The sequence below is a fragment of the Rubellimicrobium rubrum genome (assembly GCF_006152115.1).
GTDB classification, from domain to species: Bacteria; Pseudomonadota; Alphaproteobacteria; order Rhodobacterales; family Rhodobacteraceae; genus Rubellimicrobium; species Rubellimicrobium rubrum.
In genome coordinates, this window is sequence record NZ_VDFU01000008.1 from 152,948 (window position 1) to 168,301 (window position 15,354).

Sequence of the window (15,354 nt, forward strand, 5' to 3'; positions counted from 1 at the left end):
TGCGGCCCGGGTCGGTGGTTCCCCGCGCAGCCGGCGCGCCGTGCTGGCCGCCGTCAGACCTCCTCGACCTCGACCACGCCGGGCAGCGACCGCAGCGCGCGGCGGATCTGGGGCGTGACGGGGACCGTATCACCGATCTCCACCTCGACCTCGCCGGGGAGCGAGGGGTGCTGGAGCAGCAGGACCACCGGACCGCCCCTTGTCCGCTTGGCGGCCTGACGGGCCTGTTCGAGCACCTTGGCGACCGAGACCAGCGCCTCTTCGGCGTCCACGAAGACCCGCAGGCCCGTCCCGCTGTTGGCGAGCGCGTCGTCGATGGGGGTCACGGCGCGGCCTGTGAGCCTGAGCTGGTCACCTTCGGAGGTGGCCTCCACCTGGATGATGACGCGCGAGCCCGGTTCGAGATGGGGCCGCCCGGCCTCCAGCGCCTCGGAGAACAGCGTCACCTCGAACTGGCCGGTCGGATCGGACATCGCGACAAAGGCGAAGCGGTTGCCGCGGGCCGATTTACGTTCCTGCCGGGCGGCGACGGTGCCCGCGATCTTGGCGATGTGGGGCCCCTCCTGCACCCGGAGCGTCACCTCGTCGTAGGTGGACACCCCCTGCCGCTTGAGAGCGGGGAGATAGTCGTCCAGCGGATGGCCGGTGAGGTAGAAGCCCACGGCCTTGAACTCCTCGGCCAGACGCTCGGGCGGGTCCCAGTCGTGGGTGTTGGGCAAGCGCGGCTCGGGAAGGTCGGCCCCCGCCTCTCCAAACAGGCTCACCTGAGAGGAGGCGCGCTGCTCGTGGACGGCTGCGGAGTAGGCGACGAGTGCATCAAGCGACTCGCAGACCCGCTTGCGGTTCTTGTCGAGCATGTCGAAGGCCCCGGCGCGGGCCAGCATCTCGAGGGGCCGCTTGCCCACGCGCTTGAGGTCCACGCGCCGCGCCATGTCGAAGACGGTGGCGAAGGGCCTGCTCCCCCGTCCCCTGACGATCAGCTCCATCGCATCCACGCCCACGTTCTTGAGCGCACCGAGCCCGTAGACGAGCTTTCCGTCCTCCACGCTGAACACCGCTTGGGAGCGGTTCACGCAAGGGGGCACGGTCGGGATCTTGAGGTGCTTGCGCACCTCCTGGAAGTAGACGGCCAGCTTGTCGGTGATGTGGAGGTCGCAGTTCATGACGCCGGCCATGAACTCGACGGGGTGGTTCGCCTTGAGCCAGGCGGTCTGGTAGCTGACCACGGCATAGGCGGCGGCGTGGGACTTGTTGAAGCCGTAGTTCGCGAACTTTTCCAGAAGGTCGAAGACCTCGCCCGCCTTCTTGTCGGGCACGCCGTTCCGTTTGGCGCCGTCCACGAACTTGGGACGCTCCTTGGCCATCTCCTCGGCGATCTTCTTGCCCATGGCGCGGCGCAGCAGGTCCGCGCCGCCCAGCGAATAGCCCGCCATGACCTGGGCGATCTCCATCACCTGTTCCTGGTAGACGATGATGCCTTGGGTTTCCTTGAGGATGTGGTCGATCGTGGGATGAATGGACTCGAGCGGCCGGGTTCCGTTCTTGACCTCGCAATAGACGGGGATGTTCTCCATCGGACCGGGACGGTACAGCGCCACGAGCGCCACGATGTCCTCGATGCAGGTGGGCCTCATCCGCTTGAGCGCGTCCATCATGCCGGTGGACTCCACCTGGAACACGGCGACGGTTCGCGCGCGGGCATAAAGGTCGTAGGTCGCCGCATCGTCCAGCGGAATGGCGAGGATGTCGTTCTCCGTTCCCGGCGCGGGGTCGTAAAGACGCGTGCCATCGGCAGCCACGTGCAGGTCGCGCGTCTTGCGGATCAGCTTCACCGCGTTGTCGATCATGGTCAGCGTCTTGAGGCCCAGGAAGTCGAACTTCACGAGGCCCGCCTGCTCCACCCATTTCATGTTGAACTGGGTCGCGGGCATGTCCTCGGTGCCCGGCGCGCGGTAGAGCGGCACCAGCTCATCAAGCGGCCGGTCGCCGATCACGACACCCGCCGCATGGGTCGAGGCGTTCCGCAGCAGCCCCTCCAGCTGCTCGGCGTATTCCATGCAGCGCTTGACCACCTCGGCGGCGCGCATCTCCTCGCGCAGGCGGGGCTCGTCGGCCAGCGCCTTGGTGATGGAGACGGGCTTCACGCCCTCCATCGGGATCATCTTGCTGAGGCGGTCCACCTGTCCGTAGGGCATCTGGAGCACGCGGCCCACGTCGCGCACGGCGGCCTTGGACAGCATCGCGCCGAAGGTGATGATCTGGCCCACCTTCTCCGCGCCGTAGCGGTCGCGGACGTACTCGATCACCTTTTCGCGGCGGTCCATGCAGAAGTCGATGTCAAAGTCGGGCATCGACACCCGTTCGGGGTTCAGGAACCGCTCGAACAGCAGCGAATATCGCAATGGATCGAGGTCGGTGATGGTGAGCGCATAGGCCACCAGCGAACCCGCCCCCGAGCCCCGGCCCGGCCCCACGGGGATGCCCTGCGACTTGGCCCATTTGATGAAGTCGGCCACGATCAGGAAGTAGCCGGGAAAGCCCATCTGCTCGATGATGCCGACCTCGAAGGCGAGGCGCTTCTCGTACTCCTCCACGGGCGCGGCGTGGGGGATGACCTTCAGACGGGCCTCCAGCCCTTCCTTGGCCTGACGGCGCAGCTCCTCCACCTCGTTGTCGGCGAACTTGGGCAGGATCGGCTTGCGCTTGGGCACCTTGAAGGCGCAGCGGCGCGCGATCTCGACGGTGTTCTCCAGCGCCTCGGGCAGATCGGCGAACAAGGTCGCCATCTCGGCCTGGGACTTGAAGTAGTGCTGGGGCGTCAGGCGGCGGCGCGGCTCGGACTGATCGACATAGGCTCCTTCGGCAATGGCCAGCAGCGCGTCATGCGCTTCGAACAGACCCTCCTTGGGGAAGTAGACGTCGTTCGTGGCCACGATAGGCAGGTCGAGGTCGTAGGCCAGTTCCAGCGTCGGCCGTTCGGTCAGCCGCTCGGCCTCGGGCAGGCCGCCATCGACAGGGTGACGCTGAAGTTCGACATAGAAGCGGCCCGGAAAGATCCCGGCCATGCGGCGAAGGACCTCTTCGGCCCGGCCGCGCTGGTTCTGCTGAAGAAGCCGCCCCAACGGACCGTCAGGCCCGCCGGACAGGCAGATCAGGCCCGCGCTGTGTCGCTCCAGATCCTCAAGGGTGATCTGCGGCAGGCCGTCGCCGTTGGTGTCCGCCAGATAGGCGCAGGAGGACATCTTCATCAGGTTGTTCCACCCCGCCTCGCTTTGGGCGAGGAGGACGATCGGGGCGGGGCGGTAGGGCGGCCGGCCCGGATCGGGCGGCAGGTAGCACAGGTCCATCTGCGCGCCGACGATCGGTTGGACGCCCATCTTGCAGGCGTAGTCCGAGAACTCCAGCGCGGCGAACATCGCGTTGGTGTCGGTCAGCGCCACGGCGGGCATTCCGGCCTCGGCCGCCAACTTGGGCAGCTTCTTCACGGGAACCGCGCCTTCCAGGAGGGAATGCTCGGAATGGACGCGGAGGTGGATGAAGCGAGGATTGGCCATCCCCGCAGTCTAGGCCACCCCGCGCCCGAGTCGGAAGCCGGGTTCAACAACAACCGCGTGGGGCTGTGCCCGATGGGCCGGGCCGGATGCTGTGGCTCAGGCCGGTTCGACCAAGCCGGGCAGCGGTCGCAAGGTCAGCAGGGCACCGATGGTGACCAGGATGCCAAGGCCCGCGATGATGCCCTCGTCGGTCCAGGCGGGCTGGATCACGTTCAAGGCCAGGATCGCGAACTGGAGCACCTGATCAAGCCGCGCGATGCGCAGGGCGCGCCGACCGCAGGCCAGGGCCCGCGTCTCGTCCCCGTCCCGTTCCCAGATCAGGGTGGCCCATTCCGGCTTGGGCCCAACCACCCCGGCCCCCAGCCCGAAGATCGCAGCCACGCCCAGGAGGGAGAGCAGGACCCAGGCCTCCCACTCCAGCCCGCCGGCCCAGACCATGCCTAGACCGCTTAGCAACACGAGCAAGCCTGCCGGGACCGACAGCGTGGGCCCGAGGATGGAGGCCCCCTTGATCACGCGAAGGGCGTCGGCGTTGTCGTGCGACCGTTCGGCAGCGGCGAAAAGGACCAGAAGACCGAGGCCGCCGCCGACCCAGACGATGATGGCCCCGATATGGACCACCTTTAGCACTTCATAGAGACCCATGATGTCTCTCCACTTGGAACTGCACCTGGCCGTGAGCCGGGAGTCTACATCATCCAGACCTTCGGGCGGAGGGTGGTTTTCCGCACCTTTGCCCGTCGCGCCCTTCCGTTCAGACTGCGTCGGAGGCGCCTTCGCCCATGCCGCGCGCCAGCGCCACGGCCAGACCCAAGCAGGCGGCCAGACCGGCCAGTAGCGCGGCCTCGCTCCAGCCCGGCGTCAGGATCAGCGCCGCCAGCGCCCCAAGCTGGAGCATCAGGCTCCCCCGCAGGAGGCGGAGCGCTTGGCGGGCCTGGAACGGGGCAGCCCCGTGCGGCATCTGGATCGCCTTGTCGCAGGCGGGCTCCGCGGAGCGTCGGGCCACGACCCAGGCGGTCAGCGACAGCCCTCCGGACAGAAGCACCCAGGCCTCGCTCACGAAGCCGCCGATGCCGGCCAGCACCACAAGCGCCAGAAGGGTTACCGACATGGCCGGGCGGATGCCCCGGCGCGAGATCAGGGCGGATTCGGCCGCCGCGCGAAGAACGGCGTCGTCGTCGCCATCCCGGTCGGCGCTCAGGAGGATGAGGCCGAGCACGGCCGCCGCGCCCATCCAGGCCAAGGCGGCCACGATGCCGGCAAACTCCAGCGCAATCATTAGGTCCATGATAATCGATCCTGAAATGGCTAGTTGGAGCTAGAACAGTTGCCGCCATCTCTGGGGCCGGACTGTCCGGCCCCGCTTGACGGACGAAGGCAGCCTCAGGCCGGCTGCGCTGCTGCTGGGGCGGTGGTCCGCAGAAAGGACAGCGCGCCCGCCACGAGGATGACCACGGGTACCAGCAGGTGCAGGTCGGCCCAGGACGGCTTGAGCACCATCAGGCTGATGATCGCGAACTGCCCGGCCAGATCGAGCTTCACGAGGCGCAAAACCTGCCGCCCCATGGCGATGGACGCCGCTACGTCGCCCGTCTCGGCCCAGGTCTTGACCGAGCGTTCGCAGGTCGGGCCGAGCACCAGTGCCCCCAGAAGGAAGGTGCAGGCGACGATCGCAGCCGCAAGGATCGTCCAGGCCGCGAAGCCCCAGCCGCCCAGCCAAGCCAAGGTCAGGCCGGTCAGGATCGTCAGGAGGCCCAGGGGCGCGAAGACCCGGTTGCCGAGCAGCGCGACATAGGACACGCCGGCCATGGTGGCCCGGTCGTCGCCCCGCCGGTCGAGGATGACGACAAGCAACGTCAGCACCGACGCGCCGCCGACCCAGATGATGGCGCCCACGACATGGACGAGCTTCAATAGAAGGATGATATCCATTGTTGAATGGTCCTGGAAAATGATTGTCAGTTTGAATGATGGTTCATGACCTACCCTCAGGTGCCGGGATGGAGACAGTCCGGTTTTCCTGACCGCGGCAGGGTCACGCGCACGGCACTTGCCAACCGGGCGCGCTTTGGGCTTTGATCCCCGAAGCGCGGTCTACGCCGCATCGACCGCGCGACCTCACGGCCACCTGGTAACGCGGCGGGCTTTCACATGCAGATCGAGTTTCTCCTGAACGGGGAGACGGTCAGGGCCGACGGCCCGGCCACACGCACGCTGCTGGACTGGCTGCGCGAGGAGCGGGGACTTCGGGGCACCAAGGAGGGCTGCAACGAGGGCGACTGCGGGGCCTGCACGGTGATGGTGACCGATACGCGGGGGGTTCATGCGCTGAACGCCTGCATCCTGTTCCTGCCCCAGCTTGCCGGAAAGGCCGTGCGGACCGTCGAAGGGATCGCCTCACCGGGCGGGGACCTGCATCCGGTCCAGCGCGCGATGGTCGAGCATCACGGGAGCCAGTGCGGCTTCTGCACGCCGGGCTTCGTGGTGGCGATGGCGGCAGCGCATCTGAACGGCGACCGGGATCATGACACGGCCCTTGCGGGGAACCTGTGCCGGTGCACCGGGTACGCGCCGATCATCCGCGCGGCCGAAGCGGCGGCCTCGGAGCCGGTGCCGGACTGGCTGCGCGACGTGCCCCCGGGTGGCGCGCCCACGGGGACCATCGGCACGGCCGGCGCGACCGGAGCGGGCGACATGCCCCCCGCCGAGGGGTGGGCCGGAACGCGCGACGATGCCGTGGGGACGGCCGACACGTCGGCCACCGCTGGAGGGCCCTCCCCTGCTTTCAAGGGCGAACGGGGTGAGACGACGGGCGGAGCCGTGTCCTCGGGCACGGGAGTGGCCGCGCCGGTCGCCCTGCCCCCCGCAATGCCGGAGACGGATGGAGAGGCGTTCCTGCCCGAAAGCGCCGACGCACTCGCCGCGTGGTACCTGGCGAACCCGGACGCCACACTGATCGCAGGGGCGACGGATGTTGGCCTGTGGGTGACCAAGGGCCTGCGGGACTTACCCAAGGTCGCCTTCCTGAACCGTGCGCGCGACATGGCCCGGATCGAGGTGGCGGGCGGCCGCATCAGGTTCGGCGCGGCGGCCACGATGAGCGAGGTGCTGCGGGCCGTCGAAGAGCCTTTCCCAAGCTGGGCGGCGCTGATCCGGCGCTATGGCTCGGCGCAGGTGCGGAACGCCGCGACCATCGGGGGCAACATCGCCAATGGCAGCCCGATCGGGGACAACCCGCCCGCGCTGATCGCGCTGGGGGCGACCCTGCATCTGCGGCGCGGCGCCGACCGGCGCGAGATGCCCATCGAGGCGTTCTTCTTGGATTATGGCAAGCAGGACCGCCAGCCCGGCGAGTTCGTGGAAGCCGTGACGGTGCCACTGGGCGCCTCGGCCTTCCGGGTCTACAAGCTGTCCAAGCGCTTTGACCAGGACATCTCGGCCGTCTGCGGCGGCTTCAACGTCACCGTGCAGAACGGGACCGTCGCAACGGCGCGGATCGCCTTTGGCGGCATGGCGGGCGTTCCCCAGCGCGCGACCGCCGTCGAGGCGGCCCTGACCGGCAGGCCCTGGACCTCGGAGACCATTGCGGCGGCAATGCCGGCCTTGGTCACCGATTTCTCGCCACTCTCGGACATGCGCGCCTCGGCGGCCTACCGGCTGGAAGGTGCGGGGGGGATGCTCATGCGCTACTTCGCTGAACTGTCAGGGGCGGCCACGGACATCCGGGAGGTCGCGCCATGAGCGTGGGTCTTCGCGAGACGCACGACTCGGCCCATCTGCACGTCACCGGGCAGGCACGCTACGTGGACGACATCCCAGCGCCGGCGGGTTGCCTGCATCTGGCCTTTGGGCTTTCAGCCATTGCCCGGGGACGGCTCCTGACGCTCGACCTGTCGGCGGTACGGGGTGCGCCCGGCGTGGTCGAGGTGATGGTGGCCGAAGATTTGCCGCGCCCCGCCGACACCTCGCCCAGCGCCCATGACGAGCCGCTCCTCTGCAACGGGCCGATCCACTTCCTGGGCCAGCCTCTTTTCCTCGTGATCGCCACGAGCCACCTCGCGGCCCGGCGTGCCGTGCGGCTGGCCAAGGCCGAGGTCGAGGAGAACACGCCGATCCTCACCCTCGACGAGGCGCTGGCCGCGAACAGCCGCTTCGAGGACGGGCCCCGCATCTGGACCAAGGGCGATGCCGAGGCCGCGTTAGCCAAAGCGCCGCGCCGCCTTGAGGGATCGATGGAGATTGGCGGGCAGGAGCACTTCTACCTCGAAGGACAGGCGGCGCTGGCGCTGCCGGGCGAAGGGCAGATGGAGGTCCACTCCTCCACCCAGCACCCGTCCGAGATCCAGCACAAGGTGGCCGACGCACTGGGCGTCCACATGAACGACATCCGCGTGGTGATGCGGCGGATGGGCGGCGGCTTTGGCGGCAAGGAAAGCCAGGGCAACGCATTGGCCATCGCCTGCGCCGTCGGGGCGGAACGCACCGGGCGCGCCTGCCGGATGCGGTACGACCGCGACGACGACATGGTCATCACCGGTAAGCGGCACGACTTCCGCATCGACTACGAGGTGGGCTTTGACGAGGACGGGCGGCTCCACGCCATCGACGTGACCCAGTATGCCCGGTGCGGCTGGTCGCAGGACCTGAGCCTGGCCGTAGCCGACCGGGCGATGCTCCACGCCGACAACGCCTACCTGATCCCGGCCATGCGGATCACCTCGCACCGGCTCAGAACCAACACCCAGAGCGCGACGGCCTTCCGTGGCTTCGGCGGCCCGCAGGGCATGCTGGGGATGGAGCGCATTATCGAGCACGTCGCCCGCGCGCTGGGAAAGGACCCGGTCGAGGTGCGTCGCCTGAACTTCTACGACCCCCCCGGCGGTGCCAAGACCGGCCCCGGCACCGGGCGGCGCTTCGGCGGCCCGCACTCCCGCCCCGCTGGGGATGAGCAGACCACGCCCTACGGCATGGAGGTCACCGACTTCATCCTTCACGAGATGACCGAGGACCTGCTCGAGGCGTCCGATTTCACCAAGCGACGCGAGGCGATCCTCGACTGGAACGCGCAAAGCCCGATCCTGAAGAAGGGCCTGGCCTACTCTCCCGTAAAGTTCGGCATTTCGTTCACCCTCACCCACCTGAACCAGGCGGGGGCGCTGGTGAACGTCTACCGCGACGGCTCGATCCTGCTGAACCATGGCGGGACCGAGATGGGCCAGGGCCTGCACCGCAAGATCATGCAGGTGGCGGCGGCCCGGTTCGGCGTGCCGCTGGACCGCATCCGCATCAGCGCGACCGACACGACCAAGGTGCCCAACACCTCGGCCACGGCGGCGTCCTCGGGCGCGGACCTGAACGGCATGGCGACGCAGGCCGCCTGCGACACGCTTCGCGACCGCATGGCCGCGCATCTGGCGGGGCTCTATCAGACCACGCCGGACCGCGTGGAGTTCCGGGACGGCATGGTGGCCGTAGGTCCGGAGAGCCTGACCTGGGACGGGGCAGTAGAGGCCTGCTACCTTGGCCGCGTCTCCCTGAGTTCGACGGGCTACTACGCCACGCCGGACCTGGAATGGGACCGGCTGCGCGGCACGGGACGGCCCTTCTTCTACTTCTCCTACGGCTGCGCGGTGACCGAGGTCGTCATCGACACCTTGACGGGCGAGAACCGCATCCTGCGCGCCGATATCCTGCACGACTGCGGCAACTCGCTGAACCCCGCGCTGGATATCGGCCAGATCGAGGGGGGCTACGTCCAGGGTGCGGGTTGGCTGACGACCGAGGAGCTTGTCTGGGACCAGAAGGGCCGCCTGAAGACCCACGCCCCCTCGACCTACAAGATCCCGGCCGTGTCCGACCGGCCGGCCTTGTTCAACGTCCGTCTGTGGGACGCTCCGAACCGGGTTGAGACGATCTACCGTTCCAAGGCCGTGGGGGAGCCGCCGCTCATGCTGGGGATCTCGGCGTTCCTGGCGCTGCAGGACGCCTGCGCGGCGTGCGGGCCCGCGTTCCCGGACCTTCACGCCCCCGCGACGCCCGAACGGGTTCTGGCGGCGGTCAAGCGGGCGCGGGCCGGATGAGCCTCGACCTCCCCGCCCTGCGCGAGGCGGTGGCGGCGCATGGGCGCGTCGTCCGCATCCTCGTGGTGACGGTTGCGGGGTCCGTGCCCCGGGACGCCGGGACGTCGATGCTGGTCTGGGACGGCGGCGAGGACGGCACCATCGGAGGCGGGGAACTGGAGAACCAGGCCGTGCGCGAGGCGCGAGCGATGCTGGCGGGCGAGCCGGGGCCGTTCCTGCGAACGGTGCCGTTGGGTCCCGCGCTGGGGCAGTGCTGCGGAGGGGCGGTCACGCTGGCCTGGGAGCGGTTCGACGCCGCGAGCCTGCCGGACGCCCTCCCGCACGCACGCCCGTTGGCAGGGACATCGGGGGCAGGTCCGCTGGTGGAGCTTCGGCCCGGCGCGCGCCCTGTCGTGCGTGACGGCTGGCTGATCGAGGCTGGGCCCGCACCCGGACGGCCGCTCTGGGTCTGGGGCGCGGGTCATGTCGGCCGGGCGATCGTGAACGTTCTGGCCCCCTGGCCCGGCGTCGCCGTCACCTGGGTGGACTTGGGACCGGACCGCTTCCCCTCCAGCGTGCCGCCCGGCGTGACCACCCTCCCGGCCACCGAGCCTCCGGCGCTCGTCCGCTATGCCCCTGGGAACGCGGACCACCTCGTGCTGACCCGGTCGCACGAGTTGGACCTCCAGCTCTGCCACGCGCTGCTCCATCATGGATTCGCGAGCCTCGGTCTTATCGGGTCCGCGACTAAGATGGGCCGGTTCCGTTCGCGCCTCACTGCGTTGGGTCACACAGCTGCCCAGATTTCGCGCATTGCCTGTCCGATAGGCGACCCCAGCCTCGGCAAGCACCCCCAAGCCATTGCCGTTGGCGTCGCTGCCGCGCTAATCAGGGCGGCAGGGACAAGCGGGCAATGCCAGGACAAGGATGCCACCGGATGAGTGAGGTGCTGCTGGCGATCCGAGGCCTGACCAAGGCCTATCCGGGGGTCGTCGCCAACAGCGAGGTGAGCTTCGACATCCGCCCCGCCTCGGTGCATGCCCTTCTGGGCGAGAATGGCGCGGGCAAGTCCACGCTGGTCAAGACGATCTACGGCCTCGTGCGGCCGGATGCAGGCGCCATGGTCCTCGCGGGTCAGGCCTACGCCCCGCCCGAGCCCCGTGCCGCCCGCGCGGCCGGGGTGGCGATGGTGTTCCAGCACTTCTCGCTGTTCGACGCTCTCAACGTCGCGGAGAACATCGCCCTTGGCATGGAGAACCCGCCGGCCCTAGGCGTTCTCGCCCAGCGCATCACCGAAGTCTCGCGCGAGTATGGCCTGCCGCTCGATCCGCGCCGCACCGTGGGCGACCTTTCGGCCGGTGAGCGTCAGCGGGTGGAGATCATCCGTTGCCTCCTCCAGTCCCCCCGCCTCCTCATCATGGACGAGCCAACCTCTGTCCTGACCCCGCAGGAAGTCGAGATCCTGTTCCGCACCCTGCGCCAGCTTCGGGACGAGGGGCTCGCGATCCTCTACATCTCGCACAAGCTCGAAGAAATCCGGGCGCTCTGCGAGGAGGCGACGATCCTGCGGGGCGGCCGGGTCGTGGCGACCTGCGACCCCCGCTCGACGTCGGCCCGCCAGATGGCCGAGATGATGGTGGGTGGCACGCTCAAGACCCCGACGCGGGCCGCCTCGGTCGGCGGCGAGGTGGTGCTGGAGGTCCAGGGCCTGACGGCGGCGCCCACCCGCCTGCACGGACAGGCACTGCGGGACGTGACCTTCAGCGTAAGCCGGGGCGAGGTGCTGGGCATCGGCGGGGTCGCCGGAAACGGCCAGGACGAGTTGCTGCTCGCCCTTTCGGGCGAGATGCGGGTCGCGCCGGGGATGGTCCGGCTTCGGAGCGATCCCATCGGGAGTCTTCGTCCGTCGGAGCGGCGCGCGCGCGGTCTTCTTTGCGCCCCGGAGGAGCGGAACGGCCACGCCGCAGCGTCCGACATGACCCTGACCGAGAACGCGCTGCTCACGGGGCGCGTGCGCGAAGGTCTGGCGCGGCGGGGCTTCGTGGACTGGTCGGCCGCCCGCGGCTTTGCCGAGCGCATCATCGCCAGCTTCGACGTCCGCACGCCGGGACCCCAGGCCACCGCCCGTTCGCTGTCGGGCGGCAACCTCCAGAAGTTCGTGATCGGCCGCGAGATCCTGCAACGCCCCGACGTGCTGGTGGTGAACCAGCCCACTTGGGGCGTGGACGCCTCGGCGGCGGCCTCGATCCGGCAGGCGCTTCTCGATCTCGCGTCCAAGGGCGCGGCAGTGGTGGTGGTGAGCCAGGACCTCGATGAGCTCATGGAAATTTCGGACCGCTTTGCCGCCCTGAACGAAGGCCGCCTTTCCCCCGCCCGCCCCGCGCACGGCCTGACGGTCGAGGAGATCGGCCTCTTGCTCGGCGGCGCGCACGGGATGGAGGTCGCCCACCATGCCCACTGATCAGCGCCCGCATCGGATTTACCCGGTCTTGAGGGCCGGGGCGCTATCGCTCCGCATGGCAGGTCACGACCACCCCGTCAGGAGGCGCATGCCATGATCGTCCTGGAGAAGCGCCCGGCCCCGTCGCGCGGCTGGGCCCTGGCGACCCCTGTCCTCGCGGTGCTGGCCACCATGGTCGTGGGGGGCCTCCTGTTCGCGGCGCTGGGCAAGGACCCGGTGCTGGCGATCCGCACGATCTTCTGGGACCCGCTCTTCGGCGACTTCGCGAGCTATACGCGCCCGCAGCTTCTCATCAAGGCGGGGCCGCTGATCCTGATTGCGATCGGGCTGTCCTTCGGCTTTCGCGCGGGCATCTGGAACATCGGGGCCGAGGGGCAATACGTCCTGGGCGCGCTGACCGGCGCAGCCGTGGGACTGGCCTTCTATCCGTCCGAGTCGCGGCTGATCTTCCCCCTGATGGTCCTGGCAGGGGCCTTGGGAGGCATGGCCTGGGCGCTGATTCCGGCCCTGCTCAAAGTCAGGTTCGGCACCAACGAGATCCTGGTCTCGCTGATGCTGGTCTATGTCGCGACGAACCTGCTTGCCTATGCCGCGCTCGGGCCGCTGCAGAACCCCGAGGGCATGGGTTTTCCCGGCTCGCGGAATCTGGCGCAATGGCCGGCTGCGGCCAACCTTGACCTGCTGCCGGGAACGGGCGTCCATTGGGGCGTCGTGGCGGCGGGGCTGGCGGTGATCGCCGCCTATATTCTGTTGTCGCGGCATGTTTTCGGCTTCGCGGTCCGCCTTGCCGGGCAGAGCCCCCGCGCCGCCGCCTTTGCCGGGGTATCGCCGTCGGGGCTCGTTTATGCCTGCATGGCGATCTCGGGCGCGCTGGCCGGGCTGGCTGGCGTGTTCGAGGTCACGGGCCCGGCCGGGCAGATCAGCATCGATTTCAACGTGAGCTACGGCTTCACGGCGATCATCGTGGCCTTCCTTGGCCGGCTGCATCCGGTCGGCATCCTGCTGGCCGGACTGCTCATGGCCCTGACCTACATCGGGGGCGAGATGGCCCAGACCCAGCTTGGCCTGCCTGCCGCGGCGGTGCAGCTGTTCCAAGGCATGCTCCTGTTCTTCCTGCTGGCCATGGATCTGCTGACGACCTACCGGCTGCGGCTCGGGCACCAGCGGGTCACGGCGACCCGCCCGGTCGCGACGCAGCCCCATCCGGCCGGGGGGACGCGCTGATGGACCTGTCCGGCATCTCGCCGATCCTCTTGCTCGCCTCGCTGATGGTCGCGTCCACGCCGATCCTGTTGGCTGCCTTAGGCGAACTGGTGGTGGAACGGGCGGGGATCCTGAACCTCGGCGTGGAAGGCATGATGATCACCGGGGCGATCACCGGGTTCGCGACGGCGGTGGCCACGGGATCGCCGGTCCTGGGCTTCCTGGGCGCGGCCGCCGGAGGGGCGGCGCTGTCGGTGCTCTTTGCGGTCCTGGTCCTGTGGCTCAAGTCGAACCAGGTGGCGACCGGACTGGCCCTGACGTTGTTCGGGCTCGGGCTCGCCTCGCTGGTGGGGCAGTCCTACAACGGCATCCGCGCGCCCGAGATGGCGGACATCACCATCCCCGTTCTGTCGGAGCTTCCCGTTCTGGGCCCCATCCTCTTCCAGCACGACTGGGTGGTTTATCTAGGGCTCGCCCTAGTCGCGGCGGTGTGGTGGTTCCTGCGAACGCAGGCGGGCCTGACGCTGCGCGCCGTGGGCGAGAACCACGAGGCCGCGCACGCCCTGGGCTACAAGGTCCTTCGGCTGCGGTTCTTTGCCATCCTGTTCGGCGGAGCCTGCGCGGGCCTTGGCGGAGCCTACCTGTCCCTGGTCCGCGTGCCGCAATGGACCGAAGGAGTCACGGCCGGCGCGGGCTGGATCGCCTTGGCCATCGTGGTCTTCGCCTCCTGGCGTCCGCTGCGGCTGCTGCTGGGGGCCTGGCTGTTCGGCGGGATCTCGGTGCTTCAGCTCAACCTCCAGGCGGCCAACGTGCCCGTGCCCGTCGAGGTGCTGTCGATGGCCCCTTACGTCATCACGATCCTCGTGCTCGTGCTCATCTCCTCGGGACGGGGCCGGGCGGCGCTGGCCGCTCCGGGCTCGCTCGGGCAACCATTCCACGCCTCGCGCTGAGGCGGGACCATCCAGAACAGGGAGTTACTGCGGATGAAACTGAACAGACGGACGCTTCTCGCCTCGGGGGCGACGGCCGCCACGCTTGCCACGCTGGGCCTGCCCGTCCGCGCGCAGGAGGGGCCGCTCAAGGTGGGCTTCATCTATGTGGGACCGATCGGCGACGGCGGCTGGACCTACCAGCATGATCAAGGCCGTCTGGCCGTCGAGGAGCATTTCGGCGACGCGGTCGAGACGATCTACCAGGAATCGGTCCCCGAGGGCGCCGACGCGGAGCGGGCCATCACCCAGATGGTGCTGAGCGGCGCGAAGCTGATCTTCACGACCTCGTTCGGCTACATGGACCCGACCGTCAACGTCGCGACCCAGTTCCCGGACGTGAGGTTCGAGCATGCGACCGGCTACAAGACCGCGCCGAATCTCGCCGTCTATGACGCGCGCTTCTACGAGGGCCGCGCGGTCATCGGCACCATCGCCGGCCGCATGACCAAGACCAACAAGATCGGCTATATCGGCTCCTTCCCGATCCCCGAGGTCATCCAGGGCATCAACTCGTCCTTCATCCACGCCCGCAAAGTGAACCCGGACGTCGAGATGGTGGTGATCTGGGCCTACACCTGGTTCGACCCCGCCAAGGAAGCCGACGCTGCCAAGGCCATGATCGAACAGGGCGTGGACGTCATCCTCCAGCACACCGACTCCACGGCGCCGCAGGCCGCCGCGCAGGAGGCCGGGAACGTCTTCACCTTTGGCCAAGCCTCGGACATGGAGGCGTTCAAGCCCACACCGCGGATCTCCTCGATCATCGACAACTGGGGCCCGTACTACATCCAGCGCATTCAGGCAGTGCTGGACGGGACTTGGGAAAGCCAGTCCTTCTGGGGCGGCATCGCCGAGGGCGAGGTGCTGATCGGCGAGATCACCGAAGCCGTTCCCGCCGAGGTGAAAGCCGAGGCCGAGGCTCTGCGCGACCAGATCGCGTCCAAGGCCTACCACCCCTTCACCGGCCCGCTGAACAAGCAGGACGGAAGCGTCTGGCTGGCCGAAGGCCAGGTCGCCACGGACGAGGAGCTTCGCGGCCTGAACTTCTACGTCGAGGGCATCGCGGGCGAGATCCCCTCGTAACC

Annotated in this window: 11 protein-coding genes; 7 read left to right on the forward strand and 4 right to left on the reverse strand. The window is 68.8% G+C overall.

The genetic code is table 11. The features are described from left to right. Positions 1 to 53 precede the first annotated feature (53 nt). The 4 genes from dnaE to FHG66_RS09465 form a co-directional block, all read right to left on the reverse strand. Positions 54 to 3,554: a DNA polymerase III subunit alpha gene (gene dnaE, locus FHG66_RS09450; protein WP_139076495.1), complete on the reverse strand. Its 3,501-nt coding sequence runs from the start codon at positions 3,552 to 3,554 to the stop codon at positions 54 to 56. Positions 3,555 to 3,650: 96 nt separating this feature from the next. After that, positions 3,651 to 4,199: a DUF2269 family protein gene (locus FHG66_RS09455; RefSeq protein ID WP_139076496.1), complete on the reverse strand. Its 549-nt coding sequence runs from the start codon at positions 4,197 to 4,199 to the stop codon at positions 3,651 to 3,653. A 109-nt stretch (positions 4,200 to 4,308) separates the two neighbouring features. Beyond that, on the reverse strand, positions 4,309 to 4,842 hold the full coding sequence (locus FHG66_RS09460) for a hypothetical protein (protein ID WP_139076497.1): 534 nt from the start codon (positions 4,840 to 4,842) through the stop codon (positions 4,309 to 4,311). A gap of 95 nt (positions 4,843 to 4,937) precedes the next feature. Beyond that, positions 4,938 to 5,486 (reverse strand): DUF2269 family protein, encoded by a 549-nt coding sequence (locus FHG66_RS09465; RefSeq protein WP_139076498.1) that lies wholly within the window; start codon positions 5,484 to 5,486, stop codon positions 4,938 to 4,940. A gap of 219 nt (positions 5,487 to 5,705) precedes the next feature. On the opposite strand from FHG66_RS09465, the gene xdhA reads away from it, so the two are divergent. From xdhA to FHG66_RS09500, 7 genes are all read left to right on the forward strand, one after another. Further along, positions 5,706 to 7,295, forward strand: coding sequence for a xanthine dehydrogenase small subunit (gene xdhA, locus FHG66_RS09470; RefSeq protein WP_139076499.1), 1,590 nt, complete (start codon positions 5,706 to 5,708; stop codon positions 7,293 to 7,295). Continuing rightward, positions 7,292 to 9,634: a xanthine dehydrogenase molybdopterin binding subunit gene (gene xdhB, locus FHG66_RS09475; RefSeq protein ID WP_139076500.1), complete on the forward strand. Its 2,343-nt coding sequence runs from the start codon at positions 7,292 to 7,294 to the stop codon at positions 9,632 to 9,634. The genes xdhA and xdhB overlap by 4 nt, the downstream gene beginning before the upstream one ends. Next, positions 9,631 to 10,554 (forward strand): xanthine dehydrogenase accessory protein XdhC, encoded by a 924-nt coding sequence (gene xdhC / locus FHG66_RS09480; protein WP_139076501.1) that lies wholly within the window; start codon positions 9,631 to 9,633, stop codon positions 10,552 to 10,554. The genes xdhB and xdhC overlap by 4 nt, the downstream gene beginning before the upstream one ends. Next, positions 10,551 to 12,074: an ABC transporter ATP-binding protein gene (locus FHG66_RS09485; RefSeq protein ID WP_139076502.1), complete on the forward strand. Its 1,524-nt coding sequence runs from the start codon at positions 10,551 to 10,553 to the stop codon at positions 12,072 to 12,074. Before xdhC ends, FHG66_RS09485 begins: the two co-directional genes overlap by 4 nt. Before the next feature lie 93 nt (positions 12,075 to 12,167). Continuing rightward, positions 12,168 to 13,298 carry an ABC transporter permease gene (locus tag FHG66_RS09490; RefSeq protein ID WP_139076503.1) on the forward strand — a complete coding sequence of 377 codons (1,131 nt, stop codon included), beginning with the start codon at positions 12,168 to 12,170 and terminating at the stop codon, positions 13,296 to 13,298. Continuing rightward, positions 13,298 to 14,227, forward strand: coding sequence for an ABC transporter permease (locus FHG66_RS09495; RefSeq protein WP_139076504.1), 930 nt, complete (start codon positions 13,298 to 13,300; stop codon positions 14,225 to 14,227). Before FHG66_RS09490 ends, FHG66_RS09495 begins: the two co-directional genes overlap by 1 nt. A gap of 39 nt (positions 14,228 to 14,266) precedes the next feature. Next, positions 14,267 to 15,352, forward strand: coding sequence for a BMP family ABC transporter substrate-binding protein (locus FHG66_RS09500; RefSeq protein WP_176556183.1), 1,086 nt, complete (start codon positions 14,267 to 14,269; stop codon positions 15,350 to 15,352). Positions 15,353 to 15,354: the final 2 nt, after the last annotated feature.